Source organism: Bradyrhizobium brasilense, from assembly GCF_029714345.1.
Taxonomy (GTDB): Bacteria; Pseudomonadota; Alphaproteobacteria; order Rhizobiales; family Xanthobacteraceae; genus Bradyrhizobium; species Bradyrhizobium australafricanum.
Map to the genome: position 1 here is coordinate 1175182 of NZ_CP121669.1, position 14628 is coordinate 1189809.

At 65.2% G+C, this 14628-nt stretch carries 15 protein-coding genes; 11 read left to right on the forward strand and 4 right to left on the reverse strand.

The genetic code is table 11. The features are described from left to right. The first annotated feature begins 57 nt into the window (after positions 1-57). From QA635_RS05315 to QA635_RS05340, 6 genes are all read left to right on the forward strand, one after another. Complete coding sequence (locus tag QA635_RS05315; protein ID WP_283067537.1) at positions 58-1377, forward strand: DUF3300 domain-containing protein; 1320 nt, start codon at positions 58-60, stop codon at positions 1375-1377. 173 nt (positions 1378-1550) lie between these two features. Next, positions 1551-2975 carry an MltF family protein gene (locus QA635_RS05320; protein ID WP_283067539.1) on the forward strand — a complete coding sequence of 475 codons (1425 nt, stop codon included), beginning with the start codon at positions 1551-1553 and terminating at the stop codon, positions 2973-2975. A 62-nt stretch (positions 2976-3037) separates the two neighbouring features. Beyond that, on the forward strand, positions 3038-3382 hold the full coding sequence (locus QA635_RS05325; RefSeq protein ID WP_225160851.1) for an HdeA/HdeB family chaperone: 345 nt from the start codon (positions 3038-3040) through the stop codon (positions 3380-3382). Positions 3383-3613: 231 nt separating this feature from the next. Next, complete coding sequence (locus QA635_RS05330) at positions 3614-4225, forward strand: DUF502 domain-containing protein (protein ID WP_283067541.1); 612 nt, start codon at positions 3614-3616, stop codon at positions 4223-4225. Positions 4226-4543: 318 nt separating this feature from the next. Beyond that, the gene (locus QA635_RS05335) at positions 4544-4753 is read left to right on the forward strand and encodes a hypervirulence associated TUDOR domain-containing protein (RefSeq protein ID WP_057017689.1); all 210 of its coding nucleotides are present in this window, start codon (positions 4544-4546) and stop codon (positions 4751-4753) included. Continuing rightward, on the forward strand, positions 4746-5309 hold the full coding sequence (locus QA635_RS05340; protein ID WP_425249134.1) for a DUF488 domain-containing protein: 564 nt from the start codon (positions 4746-4748) through the stop codon (positions 5307-5309). The genes QA635_RS05335 and QA635_RS05340 overlap by 8 nt, the downstream gene beginning before the upstream one ends. A 41-nt stretch (positions 5310-5350) precedes the next feature. On the opposite strand, the gene QA635_RS05345 is transcribed toward QA635_RS05340, so the two are convergent. Further along, a complete protein-coding gene (locus QA635_RS05345) occupies positions 5351-6505 on the reverse strand; it encodes a caspase family protein (protein WP_283067546.1) in 1155 nt (384 codons plus the stop codon). 73 nt (positions 6506-6578) lie between these two features. After that, positions 6579-7811 (reverse strand): hypothetical protein, encoded by a 1233-nt coding sequence (locus QA635_RS05350; RefSeq protein WP_283067548.1) that lies wholly within the window; start codon positions 7809-7811, stop codon positions 6579-6581. Between the two features lie 197 nt (positions 7812-8008). Here QA635_RS05350 and glf point away from each other — a divergent pair, with 197 nt between their 5' ends. Then, positions 8009-9235 (forward strand): UDP-galactopyranose mutase, encoded by a 1227-nt coding sequence (glf, locus tag QA635_RS05355; protein WP_283067550.1) that lies wholly within the window; start codon positions 8009-8011, stop codon positions 9233-9235. Between the two features lie 67 nt (positions 9236-9302). Next, positions 9303-10571, forward strand: coding sequence for a serine hydrolase domain-containing protein (locus tag QA635_RS05360; protein WP_283067552.1), 1269 nt, complete (start codon positions 9303-9305; stop codon positions 10569-10571). A 110-nt stretch (positions 10572-10681) separates the two neighbouring features. Here QA635_RS05360 and QA635_RS05365 read toward each other — a convergent pair whose 3' ends face one another. Further along, positions 10682-10969: a hypothetical protein gene (locus QA635_RS05365; RefSeq protein WP_075969423.1), complete on the reverse strand. Its 288-nt coding sequence runs from the start codon at positions 10967-10969 to the stop codon at positions 10682-10684. A gap of 459 nt (positions 10970-11428) precedes the next feature. On the opposite strand from QA635_RS05365, the gene QA635_RS05370 reads away from it, so the two are divergent. The 3 genes from QA635_RS05370 (at position 11429) to QA635_RS05380 (ending at position 13694) form a co-directional block, all read left to right on the forward strand. Next, entirely contained in the window at positions 11429-12730 is a 1302-nt protein-coding gene (locus QA635_RS05370; RefSeq protein WP_283067557.1) for a PQQ-dependent sugar dehydrogenase, read from the forward strand. A 137-nt stretch (positions 12731-12867) separates the two neighbouring features. Next, positions 12868-13194, forward strand: coding sequence for an ArsR/SmtB family transcription factor (locus QA635_RS05375; RefSeq protein WP_283067559.1), 327 nt, complete (start codon positions 12868-12870; stop codon positions 13192-13194). Continuing rightward, the gene (locus QA635_RS05380) at positions 13191-13694 is read left to right on the forward strand and encodes an SRPBCC family protein (RefSeq protein WP_225646597.1); all 504 of its coding nucleotides are present in this window, start codon (positions 13191-13193) and stop codon (positions 13692-13694) included. Before QA635_RS05375 ends, QA635_RS05380 begins: the two co-directional genes overlap by 4 nt. A 31-nt stretch (positions 13695-13725) precedes the next feature. Here QA635_RS05380 and QA635_RS05385 read toward each other — a convergent pair whose 3' ends face one another. Beyond that, the gene (locus QA635_RS05385) at positions 13726-14496 is read right to left on the reverse strand and encodes an SDR family oxidoreductase (RefSeq protein WP_283067563.1); all 771 of its coding nucleotides are present in this window, start codon (positions 14494-14496) and stop codon (positions 13726-13728) included. Positions 14497-14628 lie beyond the last annotated feature (132 nt).

Below are 14628 nucleotides of genomic sequence, written 5' to 3' on the forward strand. Positions count from 1 at the left end.
GGCGGAGCACGCCAGCGCCGCCGGTGATGCAAGCGAGACGAAGAACGAGGAGGCATCATGACAAAACTTCTTCCAGGATTGCGCCGGCTTACCTTCGCGAACGTGGCGCTGGCGGTTGGTCTGATGCTCGGGGGCCCGGCATACGCGCAGACACCCGCGGACCAGAAGCCGGCCCAGGACCAGGCTGCCGCGCCGGCGCCGGCCCCGACAGCCGGCAAGCTTCCGAACGGACAGATCGAGCAACTGGTCGCGCCGATCGCGCTCTATCCGGACGCGCTGCTGTCGCAGATCCTGATGGCGTCGACCTATCCCTTGGAAGTCGTCGAGGCGGCGCGCTGGTCGCAAGACAACAAGACCGTCACCGGCAAGGCGCTCGAAGACGCCATGCAGAAGCAATCATGGGATCCGAGCGTCAAGGCCCTCGCGGCGGTGCCGCAGGTTCTTCAGATGATGAACGACAAGCTCGACTGGACCCAGCAGCTTGGCGATGCCTTCCTCGCGCAGGAGCAGGACGTGATGAGCGCCGTGCAGACGCTGCGCCAGCGCGCGGAGGCTGCGGGCAATCTCAAGTCGACGCCGCAGCAGAAGGTGATAAAGAGCGCGCCTCCCGCCGGTGTGACCGCGCCCTCCGGCATGCAGCAGGCGATCTCGATCGAGCCGGTCGATCCCGACCAGTATTACGTCCCGGTCTACGATCCCGGTGTCGTCTACGGGGCCTGGGATTATCCCGACTACCAGCCGTTCTATTGGTCTCCGCCGGGCTATGTCGCCGCGGGCGTGATCGGCTTCACCGCCAGCGTGGCTGTCGGTGCTGCGATCTGGGGCGGCTGCAACTGGTGGGGCCGCAACGTCTACGTCAACGTCAACCGCTATAACCAGTTCAACCGCACCAACATCAGAAACACCAATTGGGCCCACAATCCGGCGCATCGCGGCGGAGTTGCCTATCGCGATGCCGGCGTGGCGAGGCGGTTCGGCAGCGGCAATACCCCCGCCGCGCGCGAGGCGCTGCGCAATCGCACCGGTGGTCCCGGCGGCAGGGTCTCGAATGCGGGTGCAGGCCGCGCTAGGACCGCGGTCTCGCAACGCGCCGGCAATCGCGGTGCCTCGGTATCGCGCCGCACCAGCAGCAGGAGTGTCACGCGTGCGCGCACGGGTGCCGGCAATCGCGCGGCGATCTCGCACAGGAGCGTCACGCGCTCGCGCGTCAGTGGGCGTGTTCACGCAGGCGGCCGGCCGGCCGCGATCCGCGGCGGCATGCGGGCCGGCGGCTTCGACGGAGGCGGCCGCGTGGGTGGTTTCCGCGGAGGTGGCGGCTTCCGGGGAGGCGGCTTCCGGGGAGGGGGCGGCTTCCATGGCGGTGGCCGGCGGCGCTGATCGGAGTGCCTGGGCTCGCGCGTCGACATCTGCGAGCCCAGGTTGCTGCATAATTACAATACATCGTTCACGAAGAGAGGTAACGTCCAGGCACATTTCAGCGGCACGTTTCAATTGATTGGGTTGGATCAATGATTTTTTCATCGACCTACGCAAGTCCGAGGTTATTCGCCATGGCCTTCGCAACCGCCGCCGCCGTCGTCGTGGCAGAAAAATCCGCCAGGGCCGAGCCACAGGTCCTGGCGCTGCCGTCCCTGAAGGTCTGGGAGGGCGACTTCGATGGCATGCTGAAGCGCAAACTCGTGCGCATTCTCGTGCCGACCGACAGGACATCGTTCTTCATCGACAAGGGCGAGACACTCGGCTTCGAAGCCGAGCTCGGCATCGAGTTCGAGGGCTGGCTGAACAAGCGGTACGGCAAGAAGAAGCAGAGGATCTATGTCGGCTTCGTCCCCACCAGGCGCGACAGACTGTTGGGTGATTTGATCGCCGGAAAGGGCGATATCGCCGCCGGCCTGCTCACGGTCACGCCGGATCGGAGCAAGCTGGTCGACTTCGCCGATCCCTGGGCATCCGGCGTTCGCGAAGTGCTCGTGACGGGATCTGCGGCGCCGAGCATCGGCTCGCTGAACGACCTCGGTGGAAAGACGATTTTCGTCCGGGAAGCCAGCAGCTATTTCGAGCACCTGAACGCGCTCAATGCGGACCGGGCAGCCAAGGGGCTGGAACGCATCGTCGTCAGGCCGGCCGACAAGAACCTCGAGGACGAGGACTTGCTGGAGATGGTGAGCACCGGCCTGTTGCCCTGGGCCGTCGTCGACCGCTTCAAGGCGCAGGCGTGGGCGGGCCTCCTGAATGGGCTGACGGTGCGCGACGATATTGCGATCAACGAAGGCGGCGACATCGCCTGGGCGATCCGCAAGGACAGTCCGGCGCTCAGGAAGGAGCTCGCTGAATTCGTCAGTACTCACAAAATCGGAACTGAATTCGGCAACGACCTGCGTGCACGCTATTTCAAGACGGCGAAGCCGCTGAAGAACGCCCTCGCGCACGCCGAGGCGGAGAAGTTCAAGGCGCTGCGCGGATCTTTCGAAAAGTACGGGGTGCAATACTCCATCGACCCCGTTCTGCTCGCTGCACAGGGCTATCAGGAGTCAGAGTTCGACCAGGCCTGCCACAATGCCTCCGGCGCCACCGGCATCATGCAGATCAAGCCTAGTACCGCGAAGGAGAAGCCGATCGAGATTACCGGCGTCGCGGCCAGTGCCGACACCAATATCCAGGCTGGCTCCAAATACCTGCGCTACCTGGCGGATACCTATGTCGACGCTTCGGTCACCGATCCGCGCGAGCGCGTGTTCATGGCCCTGGCGGCGTACAATGCAGGCCCGGGAAACCTGAAGCGTTTCCGGGACTATGCGAGCAAGCACGGCTTCGACTCGACCGTCTGGTTCGACAATGTCGAGAACGGCGCGGCTGCGATCGTCGGGCAGGAGACGGTTCAGTACGTCGGCAAGATCTACAAGTACTACATCTCCTATGAGTCGCTTCGTTCGCCCGCTCCGGCGAGCGCAACGGCCGACCCATCACAGAAATGATCGGTTTGTTCAAAGTGTTCGCTGGCTTGGGCGGCTAACCAAAATCAAGAGGAGACTAGATCGTGAAACGCAAATCCTTCGTGAACCAGATTGGGCTCAGCCTTGGCGCGCTCGTCATCTCGATTGCTTCTGTTCATGCCCAGGTCCCGCTCTCGACCTACATGGACTCGAAAGGGTTCATTGATGTTCAGGCTTTGACCTGCGCGCAACTCGCCAACACTTATCAGGAGGACGCCGACTTTCTCGCGATTTGGTACAGTGGCTGGTACAACGGCCTCGCGAAGAAGCATTTTGCCCATATTACGCGGACCAAATCTGGCGAGCACGAAGTCATTGTGTATTGCAAGGCCCACCCGGAACTCAAGGTGATCCAGGCCATCGACGTTCTCTTCAAGAACGAGAAATGATCGGCGGCTCCCCGAGGCAACCGGTGCGGCGAGACCGGGATGTCTCGCTGCACTGCCCGTTCACTTGCCAAGTATCGCAATGATCCGCATCAGGACGCGATGGTTGTGGCGACGTGTGCGGTCTGTTGACGCTCGGTGCGCCATGGCCGTTCTCGTGGATCCGGGCGAGTTCTTTCGGCTGTTGGCGAAAGGCCCGGCTTCAAACGGCGTGCAAATGGAGAGGCCGCGGCAATGAAGGAGTTTTTGAAAACGACTTTAATCGGAGGCGCACTGTTTCTCCTGCCCGTCGCTCTTGTACTGGCGATTCTCAGCCACGCGATGCGTCTGGCGGTGAAGGCCGCGCTTCCGGTGTCTCATGCCCTTCATTTCGACCAGATCGGAAAGATCGCGGGCATTGGAATTGTTACAGTCGTGGCAGTGGCTCTATTGATCCTGGTGTCGTTCCTCGCCGGCATCGTCGCGCGAACCAAAACCGGCTCTCAGATTAGCGCATGGGTCGAAAAATCATTTCTTGGCAGCCTTCCGCAGTACCAGATGGTGAAGAGTATGGCTCAAGGCCTTGCCCAGGCCGAAGGCGCCAGCGATGAGTTCAAGCCAGTGCTGGTGAACGTCGAGGGTGGCTGGCAGCTCGGATATCTCCTCGAGACACTCGAGAACGACTGGGTGGCTGTCTTCGTCCCGCAGGCGCCGACGCCGTTGGTCGGCATTGTCAGATATTGCCCGGTCGATCGCATTCGTCCTCTGAGCATGTCGATGTTGCAGGCGAGGGCAATCGTGACCAATGTCGGCATTGGATCCGCGGCGGCCCTCAAAGGAGAAGATCTGAGCAGGGCGGCAACTTGATTCCGCGGATCCACGTAAGTGACGAGGGAATCTGACCGAGCTTTCCGTTAGGCCTGCGCGTTGAGCAATGTAACTTGTAACTTGCTGCACCCGTTGCCGGTATCGCTCGTCAATCAATCCCGCTATCGAATTCCGGACGGTGGCGGCAAGCTTCCGGGATACCGCAACGCAGACCATCAATTTGCGGTTGAACCCCCAACGCGAGGCGGGAACTTGGCCGGCTGCCAGTTCGTTTGCTCCGGCGGGCTTTTTTAGTGCCGTGCCGTCGATTGGCGGCGTATCGTACGATCAATTTCGCGCCTGAAGGAGCCTGCAACGATGGCCAGGAAATTCAAGGTCGGGGATCACGTCAGCTGGAATTCCGAGGCCGGCCGCGTCTCCGGCACCATCATCGCGGTCCACATCAGCGATTTCGACTACAAGGGGCACACCCACCGCGCCTCGGAGGCCGATCCGCAGTACGAGATCAAGAGCGACAAGACCGATCACGTCGCGGCCCACAAGGGCAGCGCGCTGCATCATGCCTAGCAAAGACGTGGCGCTTCCGTTCTTCACGATCGGTCATTCCACCCGCAGCCTCGAGGATTTCATCGCTCTCCTCAAGGCGGCCACGATCGAGCGCATCGTTGACATCCGAACGGTGCCGCGGTCGCGAACCAATCCGCAGTTCAACAAGGATACGCTGCCCAAGCCGCTTAAGGCCGCGGGCATCTCGTATGAGCATCTGGCCGATCTCGGCGGGCTCCGCGGCAAGGCGCGAAGCGTGGCGCCGTCCGTCAACGGGTTCTGGAGCAACGAGAGTTTTCACAACTACGCCGACTATGCGTTGTCACCGCAGTTTCGTGCAGCGCTCCAGCATCTGCGCGACGAGGGCCATGAGCAACGCTGTGCGATGATGTGCTCGGAAGCGGTGTGGTGGCGCTGCCACCGCCGCATCGTCGCCGACTACCTCATCGCGTCCGGCGAGACCGTCGTCCACATCATGGGGGAGGGGCGCCTCGAGCCCGCCCGTCTCACCGAGGGCGCCGTCGTCCAGGGCGACGGCACGGTGGTCTATCCGGCCACGGGTGAACTCGATTTATGAAAGGAGTGAGGCTTGCGGCTGCACCATCGCGCCGCGCCCGCTCACTCCACGCTGCGTTTCCAATAGCCGGTGCCGAGCTTGCCGGTGATCACGGCAATGGCGTCGCGGATCTCGTAGGAGCCGCCGTCGCTGTAGTTCCTCAGTCCTCTCAGCGCATGCAGCGTCCAGCGGCCGTTGGCGAAGCTGACGGTGCCTTCGTGCGGGCGCGCGGCGCGCGAGGGCTCGGCGTGGAATTGGTAGGTGCCGTCGGCCATGATCCGCCAGATCCAGCGCGACTGGCCGCGACCACCTGGCACCATGATCTCCCAGGTGCCGACCAGCGCGGGATCGATCGCGCCGGCTGACGTCGCCGATGGCGCCGACAATGCGGCGGCTGCCGGCGTAGCGTTCGCCTGTTTCGTGGCGGCGGTGTCGGCCGGCGGCGCGGCCACGAGATAGATCGCCTTGCGCGACAGCGAGCCGTAGACGAAGGGCTGCTGCGCGTTGCGCGTCGCCTCCATCACGTCGTCCCGGACGTTGCGGAACATGAAGGTGACCTCGACGCCCGGCGTCTCGATGTTGCGCAGCAGCGCCGCGGCGAACGGACTGTTGCGGCCGTCGCCGTCGAGCGCGATGGTGCCGTCGCGCGCGGCATAGGCAACCAGCACATTGCCGACCGGCTCGATGCGGCCGAGCCCGCTGCCGGAGACGGCGCGGGTGGCGAGCGAGCGGCTCATCTTCGCCGCGAACGGATTGTTGCGACAGGCATCGAGGATGACGAGGCCGAGACTTCCGGTGTTGGAGACCTGCAGCATCACGCTTTGCAGGCTGATCGCTTCATTGGCGGCGTCGGTGTCGCGCTTCAGCTCGGCATCGACCGGGATCAGCCAGTTGTCGCCGTTGATCTCCATGCCATGGCCGGCGAAGTACACCGCCGCCATGTCGGCGCCGGCGGCATTGCGTCCGAATGCGATCAGGCCGCGCCGCATCTCGTCGAAGCCTGTATTGGTGATCAGCGTCACGGCAAAGCCGAGGCGCTTCAGCGCGGCGGCGATATCGCCGGCGTCGGTCGGCGGATTGGACAGCGCCGGCACGCTTTTGTAGGCACCGTTGCCGATCACCAGCGCCACCCGCTTGCCGTCGGCCGCAGCCGGCGCGGCGAAGCCCGCGAGCGCCGCGGCAACGGCCAATCCCGAGACAAACGCGCGGCGGTTCATGCGAGCCCCGATCGGAGGTGACGGGTGCATGGTATCGCAGCCGGAGCGAGCCAGCCACGGAAATGGCGCGCGATCAGGCCGCCTGCTTCGGCGTCCAGACGCCGGCCGGCACCGGCTCGGCCGGCAACAAACTGGCGCCGGCGGCGCCCGCGATCGACATCGTGATCTCGTGGATGTCCTGCACCGACCGCTGCATCGAGAAGCGCGGATAAAGCTCGCGCAAGGTGGTCGCGGCCGCCGCCTGCGCCGCTGAGGGATCGGCCAGCACGGCCTCGACGGCGGCGGCGATGCTCATCGCGTCCTGGCCGAAGCTGAAGCGGGCGAGATGCGGCATCTCCGCGGCCGAGAAGCGGTTGGCGTCGAACACCGGCACGGTGCCGGCGCCGAGCGCGAAGAACACCCGGTCATGCACCGACAGGTCGATATTGGGATTGAGCGAGACCGCGGCAAGGTAGCTGCCGAGGCCTTCGCGCATCGCATCGAAGGTCATCGCGCCGAGCACGCGGGCCGGACGTCCGCTGACGTCGAGATCGCTCCAGCCGCCGCCGATGAAGTCGACCGGATAGTCGGCGAGTACCGCACCCACCTCGCGGGTGCGCACGCCTCGTGTGTAGTTGTCGAGTCGGGTCAGGATCACGTTGAACAGGTCGCTGCCAGGCTTCAGATAGACCAGATGCTGCTCGGCGACGTCGACGATGATCTTCGGAAATGCGCCGCAGGTCTTGCCGCGCGCCTCGACGATCGCGTCGAACAGCAGCGCGAACAGCTTTGGCGGCATCGTCTTGCGCCAGCCGCGCTCGAGCGCCAGCGGATTCCAGCCGGACTTGGCGAAGATCAGCCGGCCGTTGCGCTGCTCGGGCGGCAAGCCGCTGAAGAAGCCGGGATCGGGAATGCCCATATGGGTCGCGAACACGGCGCCATTGGCCCCCAGATGATCGCGGTTGAATGCGGCATGGTCCGGGAACACGTAGCCATGCGCGGTGTAGCGGCTCTCGAGGCCATGACGCCTGGCGAAGTAGCAGGGGTGATCGCAGAACCAGGTGAAGACGGGAATCTGGGCGACGTCCCAGAACAGCCTGCCGTCCTTGGTGTGGATATCGAGCCCAATGCCGGAGAAGCCGAGCGCCATGGTCTCGGCGCGCCGCGGCAGCAGGGCGTTGAGCCGGGCCGAGAAATCCGGCGCCAGCAGATCGAGCATCCTGACCTCGTGCCCGAGCCGGTCGAGTTCGGCGGCCGCCATCGCCAGGATGCCGCGCAGCGAATCATAGGTGGTGTTGCTGGAGTACAGGACGCAGATCACGGACATGGGACCTCCGCGCTTGATGGTGTGGCTGCTCGCGCGGGCATTTCCGTCGCCTTGCATGCTGTCAGTTGAACGGCCGAGCCGGAAGTTCCGGGCTCGGAATTATCCTGATGAGCGGATTTATTTCGCCGGAAACGGTCGTGCCGGCACGTTGAAGCTCCGTCGGGCGCCGTCGCGATCCGACATGAGGGCGAGAGCGCATGCAGCTTGATGGCTTCGACGTCGTCGTGGTGGGGGCCGGCTTCTTCGGCGCCGTGATCGCCGAGCAGGTGGCGAGCAGGCTCGGCCGCTCCGTCTGCGTGCTCGACCGCCGTCCGCATATCGGCGGCAACGCCTATTCGGAGCTCGATCCCGACAGCGGCGTCGAGGTGCATCGCTACGGCACGCATATCTTCCACAGCAATTCCGAGACTGTCTGGCGCTATCTGCACCGCTTCACCGAGTTCACCGGCTACCGTCACCGCGTCTTCACGGTGGCGAAGGGCCGCGTCTATTCGATGCCGATCAACCTTGCGACCGTGTGCGCGGCGTTCGGGCGCGCCATGACGCCCGAGCAGGCCCGCGCCGTGATCGCGGCGGAAGCGGCCGCGCACGGCGCCGCGGGGAGGCGTGGTGCCTCCGGGATCGGCAATCTCGAGGACAAGGCAATCGCCTCGGTCGGCCGCACGCTCTACGATCTCTTGATCCGCGGCTATACGCAGAAGCAGTGGCAGACCGATCCGCGTGAGCTTTCGGCCGACATCATCGGCCGCCTGCCGGTCCGCTTCACCTTCGACGATCGCTACTTCGCCGACCGCTATGAGGGCATGCCGGCCAGTGGCTACACCGCGATCTTCCGCCGGATGCTCGATCATCCCGCGATCGACGTCCGGCTCGGCGTCGACTATTTCGACGTCGCCGATCGCATCAATCCGCGGCAGCTCGTGGTCTATACCGGTCCGATCGACCGCTTCTTCGGCTATGCCTGCGGCCATCTCGGCTGGCGCACCGTCGACTTCGCGCGCGAGGTGCACGACGTCGCCGACTACCAGGGCGCCGCGGTGATCAACCATGCCGACGCCGAGGTGCCGTACACCCGGGTCCACGAGTTCAGGCATCTGCATCCGGAGCGCGCGCATGCCGAAGCGCGGACGACGATCTACCGCGAATATTCCCGCTTCGCGGGCCGCAGCGACGAGCCGTATTATCCGATCAACACCGCCGCCGACCGCGCCATGCTCGCCTCCTATCACGCCATGACGGCGTCGCGGCCGAATGTCATTTTCGGCGGCCGGCTCGGCTCCTACAAATATCTCGACATGCACCAGGCGATCGGCGCGGCGCTGAAGACGTTCGAGCACGAGGTCGAGCCGTTCTTCGCGCAGCAAGGCATGCACCTGCGAGGCGCGGCCGCGCGCCGCGAAGTCTTGTCGCCCTTGCCGGCGTGATCTAATCCTGCGAGCTGCGGGCAACGAACGCCATAACAAATCGCCCGCGGTCCCCGGTGAGGAAACAATGAGAAAAACCGTTATTGCCGCGGCTGCCGCCGCCACTAGCCTTGCTGTCAGCATCGCCCACGCCGCGCCGCTTCCGGAGACGTCGGCGCACCAGGTCGGTTTCTCGGAGCAGGGGCTGGCGCGGCTCGACGACTTCTTTGCACGCGAGATCGCGGCCAAGCGCGTGCCCGGTGCTGTCGTGGCGATCGCGCGCGACGGCAAGCTCGTGCATTACAAGGCGTATGGCCAGCTCGATCCGGTGAAGGGCACGCCGATGCCGATCGACGCGGTGTTCGCGCTGGCGTCGATGACCAAGCCGATGGCGGCGGTTGCAGGCCTGACGCTGATGGAGCAGGGCAAGCTGCCGCTGCAGGCCAAGGTCGCCGAGTTCTATCCGGCGTTCGCCGACATGAAGGTCGGCGTGCAGCAGGCCGACGGCTCGCTGAAGATGGAGCCGCAGGCGCAGCCGATCTTCATCCACGATCTCTATCGCCACACCTCCGGCCTGATGTATGGCGGCCGGCCCGACAGCTCGAGCGCACTGGCGCGGCTCTATCCCGACGGTACCGCGCCGGCGGTCGAGGGCGACACCCAGGCCTTCATCGACCGCATCACCCAGCTGCCTCTGGTGCATCAGCCCGGGACCGAGTTCGAATATGGCTTCTCGATCGACGTGCTCGGCGCCGTGGTCGAGAAAGTCTCCGGCCAACGGCTTGGCGATTATCTCGCGGCCAATGTCTGGAAGCCGCTCGGCATGAAGGATGCGACGTTCCACCCGGCCGATGCACAGCGCGCGCGGCTGGCGCGTCCGTTCCCGAACGATCCGCTCACCGGCAAGCCGCAAGCCATCAAGCTGCTCGATACGCCGACCAGGTTCGATTGCGGCGGCGCCTGCTCGTTCGCGACCGTCGGCGACTATCTGCGTTTCGGGCAGATGCTGCTCAATGGCGGCGAGCTCGACGGCAAGCGCATCCTCAGCCCTAAGACGGTGCATCACATGACGTCGAACCATCTCGGGCCGGAGATCAAGAACAACGTCGCCGCGGTCGAACCGCATCGTGGCGGCTTCGGCTTCGGGCTGTCGGTCGCGGTGCGGACCGGCGAGGGGCTGTCGTCGGTGCCGGGCAATCCCGGCGAGTTCACCTGGAACGGCGCCTACGGCACGCAGTTTTTCTGTGATCCGAAGGAGCGCCTTGTCGTCGTTGTGGGAACCGCAGCGCCGGGCGAGCTGCGTAAATATTATCGCGAGAATGTGCAGGACATCGTCTACGGCGCGATGGTGAAGTAACGCCTCAGCGAAAAAGTCGAACCTCACGTTCCCACGTTTGCATATGTGGAACGTGGAACAGCAAAAAGGCCCGTCGCTCAGGCCGAGCGACGGGCCTCAAATTCGCGGGCCTACCAGCGCCTGTACACGCCGGTCAGCGTACCGTTGTTGTTCCCTTCAGGACCCACGTCGCCCTGGGTCGAGCTCGGCGTCGGGTGGTTGGTGCCGTTGAATGAACCGTACCAGCCCGGCTCCGCTGGAGAGTACATCACGTCAGGCTGCACGGCCTGATAGCGGGGGCCGCCGTAATATCTCGGACCAGGGTTCCCGTAAGGATAGTAGCCTTGTGCGAACGCGCCTGCCGTTGTTGCGATCAGGGACGCCGCGGCGAGGGACAATATCTTGGTCTTTCGTTGCATTCACACTCTCCTTGCTGGTGTCCCGACCAACGACCGCCATGGAGCGGCGTTCCTGATCTGCCATGCATCTCGCAAAGGCAAATCTGCGCGGGCGTGGGATCAGGTTCTTGTGAAGGGGCTTGTGTTCCGGGAGGGCACTGCCGGGCTCTGCCCGGCAGGATGCATCCGTCGCCGGCCCGTTATGCTTCCATGGCTATAACGGCGTCTGCGCGAGCGGCGCCTCGAAAAGCCGGGGCGGTTCGTAAAAGGAAGCCCGCCACTGCGGCGGGCAAGGTCTCAGGGAGGAAAGCGCCCTGACAAGGGAGCATGCAGCCAGTCTCCCCGATTCGTGCGCGGCTGCGAAGATCGTATAACTACTGTCATCAGGGCCGGCATTATGCGAATGCTGCTGCGGGCCGCGGCCGGTCGGCAAGGGAATGACAAGGCGCGCTAACACTGCGCAATTACAGGGGAAGTTTCATGAGCACGTCTGGAGTTTTTGCCCGCGTCGTCGCGGCGATCGGGGCCGGCGCCCTGGCGTGGCGGCGGATGCAGGGCGCGCAGCCCGCGCCCGCCTGGGGCGGCGCGCCAGAGATCCCGCAGGCCAAACCGCAGGGCGCGATCCCGACGCTCAAGATGCCGACGGCGCGGGGCTGGGACAGGGATCAGAAGCCGGTCGCCGCGCCCGGGCTCAAGGTCAACGCCTTTGCCGCCGGGCTCGATCATCCGCGCTGGATCAATGTGCTGCCCAATGGCGATGTGCTGATCGCGGAAGCGACGCAGATCGCAGGAAAGCCGCGCAGCGTCTTCCACTACGCGATGCAGGCGACGATGCGGCGCGCCGCGGCGCTCGGCGTCAGCGCCAATCGCATCACGCTGCTGCGCGACCGTGACGGCGACGGCGTCGCCGAAAGTCGCGGCGCCTTCATGGAGGGGTTGAGCCAGCCGTTCGGCATGGCCCTGGTCGACGACACCTTCTATGTCGGTAACACCGACGGCGTCGTGGCGTTTCCCTACACTGCGGGCGCCGATCGCATCACCGCGCCGGGACGCAAGCTCGTCAGCTTCAAGCCCGACGGGCACTGGACGCGCAGCCTGCTGCCGAGCGCCGACGGCAAGAAGCTTTATGCCGGCGTCGGCTCGCTCAGCAACATCGCCGAGAGCGGTTTTGCGGTCGAGGAAGGCCGTGCCGCGATCTACGAGCTCGATCTCGCAGGTGGCACCAGCCGCATCTTCGCCGGCGGCCTGCGCAATCCGGTGGGCATCGCGTGGGAGCCGACTACCAATGTGCTGTGGACCGTCGTCAATGAGCGCGACGGCCTCGGCGACGAGACACCGCCGGACTATCTGACCTCGGTACGCGACGGCGGCTTCTACGGCTGGCCCTATTGCTACTGGGGCAAGACAGTGGACGATCGCGTGCCGCAGGATCCGGCGATGGTCGCCAGGGCGATCCAGCCGGACTACGCGCTCGGCGGCCACACCGCCTCGCTCGGCCTGTGCTGGATGCCGCAGGGCACGCTGCCGGGTTTCCCCGACGGCATGGTGATCGGCCAGCACGGCTCGTGGAATCGCTCGACGCTGTCAGGCTACAAGGTGGTGTTCGTGCCGTTCGCGGACGGCCGTCCCGCGGGGCCGCCGCGCGACATCCTGTCGGGCTTCCTCGCGCCCGACGAGAAGGTGTCGTACGGCCGCCCGGTCGGCGTCGCGCTCGGCCCCGACGGCTCGCTGCTGGTGGCCGACGACGTTGGCAACGTGATCTGGCGCGTGACGGCGGCGTAAGCGCCTGCACTTGCGGCAAGACGACTTGAACGGCGCGGCTTCGATCGGAGCCGCGCCGTTTCATTTGGAACCGAGCGTTAGCCTTGACTTACCGTAAGTGTTGACTTACGTTAAATCCAACAACGGACGATACGATCATGATCAGCGCCGAACGCGCGCTCGACGCGCTGGGGGACCCGACCCGTCGCATGGTGTTCAAGCGGCTGCGTGAGGGCAATCGATCGGTGCAGGAGATCGCGGACGGCCTCAAGGTGAGCCGTCCGGCAGTGTCGCAGCATCTTCGGGTGCTGAAGGAAGCCGGCCTTGCCGTGGTGCGGATCGAAGGCACGCGGCGGCTCTATGCCATCGACACCCGCGGGTTGGAGAGCCTGCGCGGCTGGCTCGACGGATTCTGGGACAAGACACTCACCGCCTTCAAGCACGCGGCCGAACGCGAAGCCGCCAAAGAGAGGAGATCCCGATGACGATGCAAGCGACCTCCGACAATTACGATCCCTACAGCGTCCGCAAGGTGATGAACGTCGAGGCGCCGCCGGCGGTGGCCTGGCGCGTCTTCACCGAGCAGATGGGCACGTGGTGGCCGCTCGCGCATTACAAGATCGGCAAGACCAATGCGGTCGATGCAATCATGGAGCCGCGTGTCGGCGGCCGCTGGTACGAACGCGGCGACGACGGCAGCACCTGCGATTGGGGCAGCGTGCTGCTCTGGGAGCCCCCGTCGCGCCTCGTGCTGTCGTGGGACATCACCGCGGACTGGCAGTACGATCCGAACCTGAAGACCGAGATCGAGGTCCGCTTCATTGCCGACGGCAAGGACGCCACCCGCGTCGAGCTCGAGCACCGCAAGCTCGACCGTTACGGCGCCCGCGCCGCCGAGATGCGCCGCATCTTCGATACCGAAGGCGATTGGGGCCGCCTGCTCGCGATGTTCGCGGCGCGCGCCGCGCAGGGGCCGAAAGCATGACCGCGCGCGCATCGGCAATAGCGCGGCGATGTCAGACAGTCCTGATCTCGCCGCCATCCATGCGCAGCACGGTGCCGGTCATCCAGCGCGCCGGCGGCGACACGGCATAGGCGACGAGGTCGGCGATCTCCTCCGGCGTGCCGAACCGCCTGATGCCGGCCTGCCTGAGGAAGCCGACCTTGGCGGTGTCGACATCGACTTGCCTGGTTGCGGCGGCCTTCTCCAGCATCGCGAGGCGGCGGCCGGTCATCACGGCGCCCGGGGACACGCAGTTCACCTGCACGCCGTCGTCGATGCCGCGCTCGGCGAAGGCTTTTGCAAGTGCCTCGATCGCGGCGTTGATCGTGCCCACCGCGGCGGCGCCGGCGCGGGGCAGCACGGCGGCATTGCCTGAGGTGAAAATGACAGCGCCTTGCGATGCTTTCAGCGCGTCCCAGGCGCGGATCGTCAGCCGCCTGGCGCCGTGGAACTTGAGCGCGAGGCCGGCGTCCCATTGCGTATCAGTCATCTCGAACAGATCGAGCCCGGGCACTGAGCCTGCGACATTGACCAGCGCGTCGATGCGGCCGAAGCGATCCAGCGTGGCCTTGACGATTTCATCAGCGGCATCAGGCGCGGCGAGATCGAGCTCGAGCGCCAGCGGCGTGCTGCCGCGTCTTTCGATCTCCTGACCGGCCTCGCGCAGCCTCTCGCCGCTGCGCGCGACGAGGACGATGGCGGAAAAATCCCGCGCGAGCCGCAGCGCGGCGGCGCGTCCGATGCCGGAGCTGGCGCCGGTCACGATGGCGACGGATGTAGTCATGTGTACTTCCTTGCAGTGGTCGGCGCGACTGAGTGGATGTGAGCCCGTCATTGCGAGGAGCGACGGCGACGAAGCAATCCATCCTTCCGTTGTGCGGAGCTATGGATTGCTTCGCTTCGCTCGCAATGACGC

Excerpts from the sequence above, each read along its gene's own strand:
- QA635_RS05365 (WP_075969423.1), bottom strand. The coding sequence starts at position 10,969 with ATGCAACGAAAGACCAAGATATTGTCCCTCGCCGCGGCGTCCCTGATC.
- QA635_RS05350 (WP_283067548.1), bottom strand. The coding sequence starts at position 7,811 with ATGTCCGTGATCTGCGTCCTGTACTCCAGCAACACCACCTATGATTCG.
- QA635_RS05335 (WP_057017689.1), top strand. The coding sequence starts at position 4,544 with ATGGCCAGGAAATTCAAGGTCGGGGATCACGTCAGCTGGAATTCCGAG.
- QA635_RS05360 (WP_283067552.1), top strand. The coding sequence starts at position 9,303 with ATGAGAAAAACCGTTATTGCCGCGGCTGCCGCCGCCACTAGCCTTGCT.
- QA635_RS05315 (WP_283067537.1), top strand. The coding sequence starts at position 58 with ATGACAAAACTTCTTCCAGGATTGCGCCGGCTTACCTTCGCGAACGTG.
- QA635_RS05330 (WP_283067541.1), top strand. The coding sequence starts at position 3,614 with ATGAAGGAGTTTTTGAAAACGACTTTAATCGGAGGCGCACTGTTTCTC.
- QA635_RS05370 (WP_283067557.1), top strand. The coding sequence starts at position 11,429 with ATGAGCACGTCTGGAGTTTTTGCCCGCGTCGTCGCGGCGATCGGGGCC.
- QA635_RS05345 (WP_283067546.1), bottom strand. The coding sequence starts at position 6,505 with ATGAACCGCCGCGCGTTTGTCTCGGGATTGGCCGTTGCCGCGGCGCTC.
- glf (WP_283067550.1), top strand. The coding sequence starts at position 8,009 with ATGCAGCTTGATGGCTTCGACGTCGTCGTGGTGGGGGCCGGCTTCTTC.
- QA635_RS05340 (WP_425249134.1), top strand. The coding sequence starts at position 4,746 with ATGCCTAGCAAAGACGTGGCGCTTCCGTTCTTCACGATCGGTCATTCC.
- QA635_RS05375 (WP_283067559.1), top strand. The coding sequence starts at position 12,868 with ATGATCAGCGCCGAACGCGCGCTCGACGCGCTGGGGGACCCGACCCGT.
- QA635_RS05380 (WP_225646597.1), top strand. The coding sequence starts at position 13,191 with ATGACGATGCAAGCGACCTCCGACAATTACGATCCCTACAGCGTCCGC.
- QA635_RS05385 (WP_283067563.1), bottom strand. The coding sequence starts at position 14,496 with ATGACTACATCCGTCGCCATCGTGACCGGCGCCAGCTCCGGCATCGGA.
- QA635_RS05320 (WP_283067539.1), top strand. The coding sequence starts at position 1,551 with ATGGCCTTCGCAACCGCCGCCGCCGTCGTCGTGGCAGAAAAATCCGCC.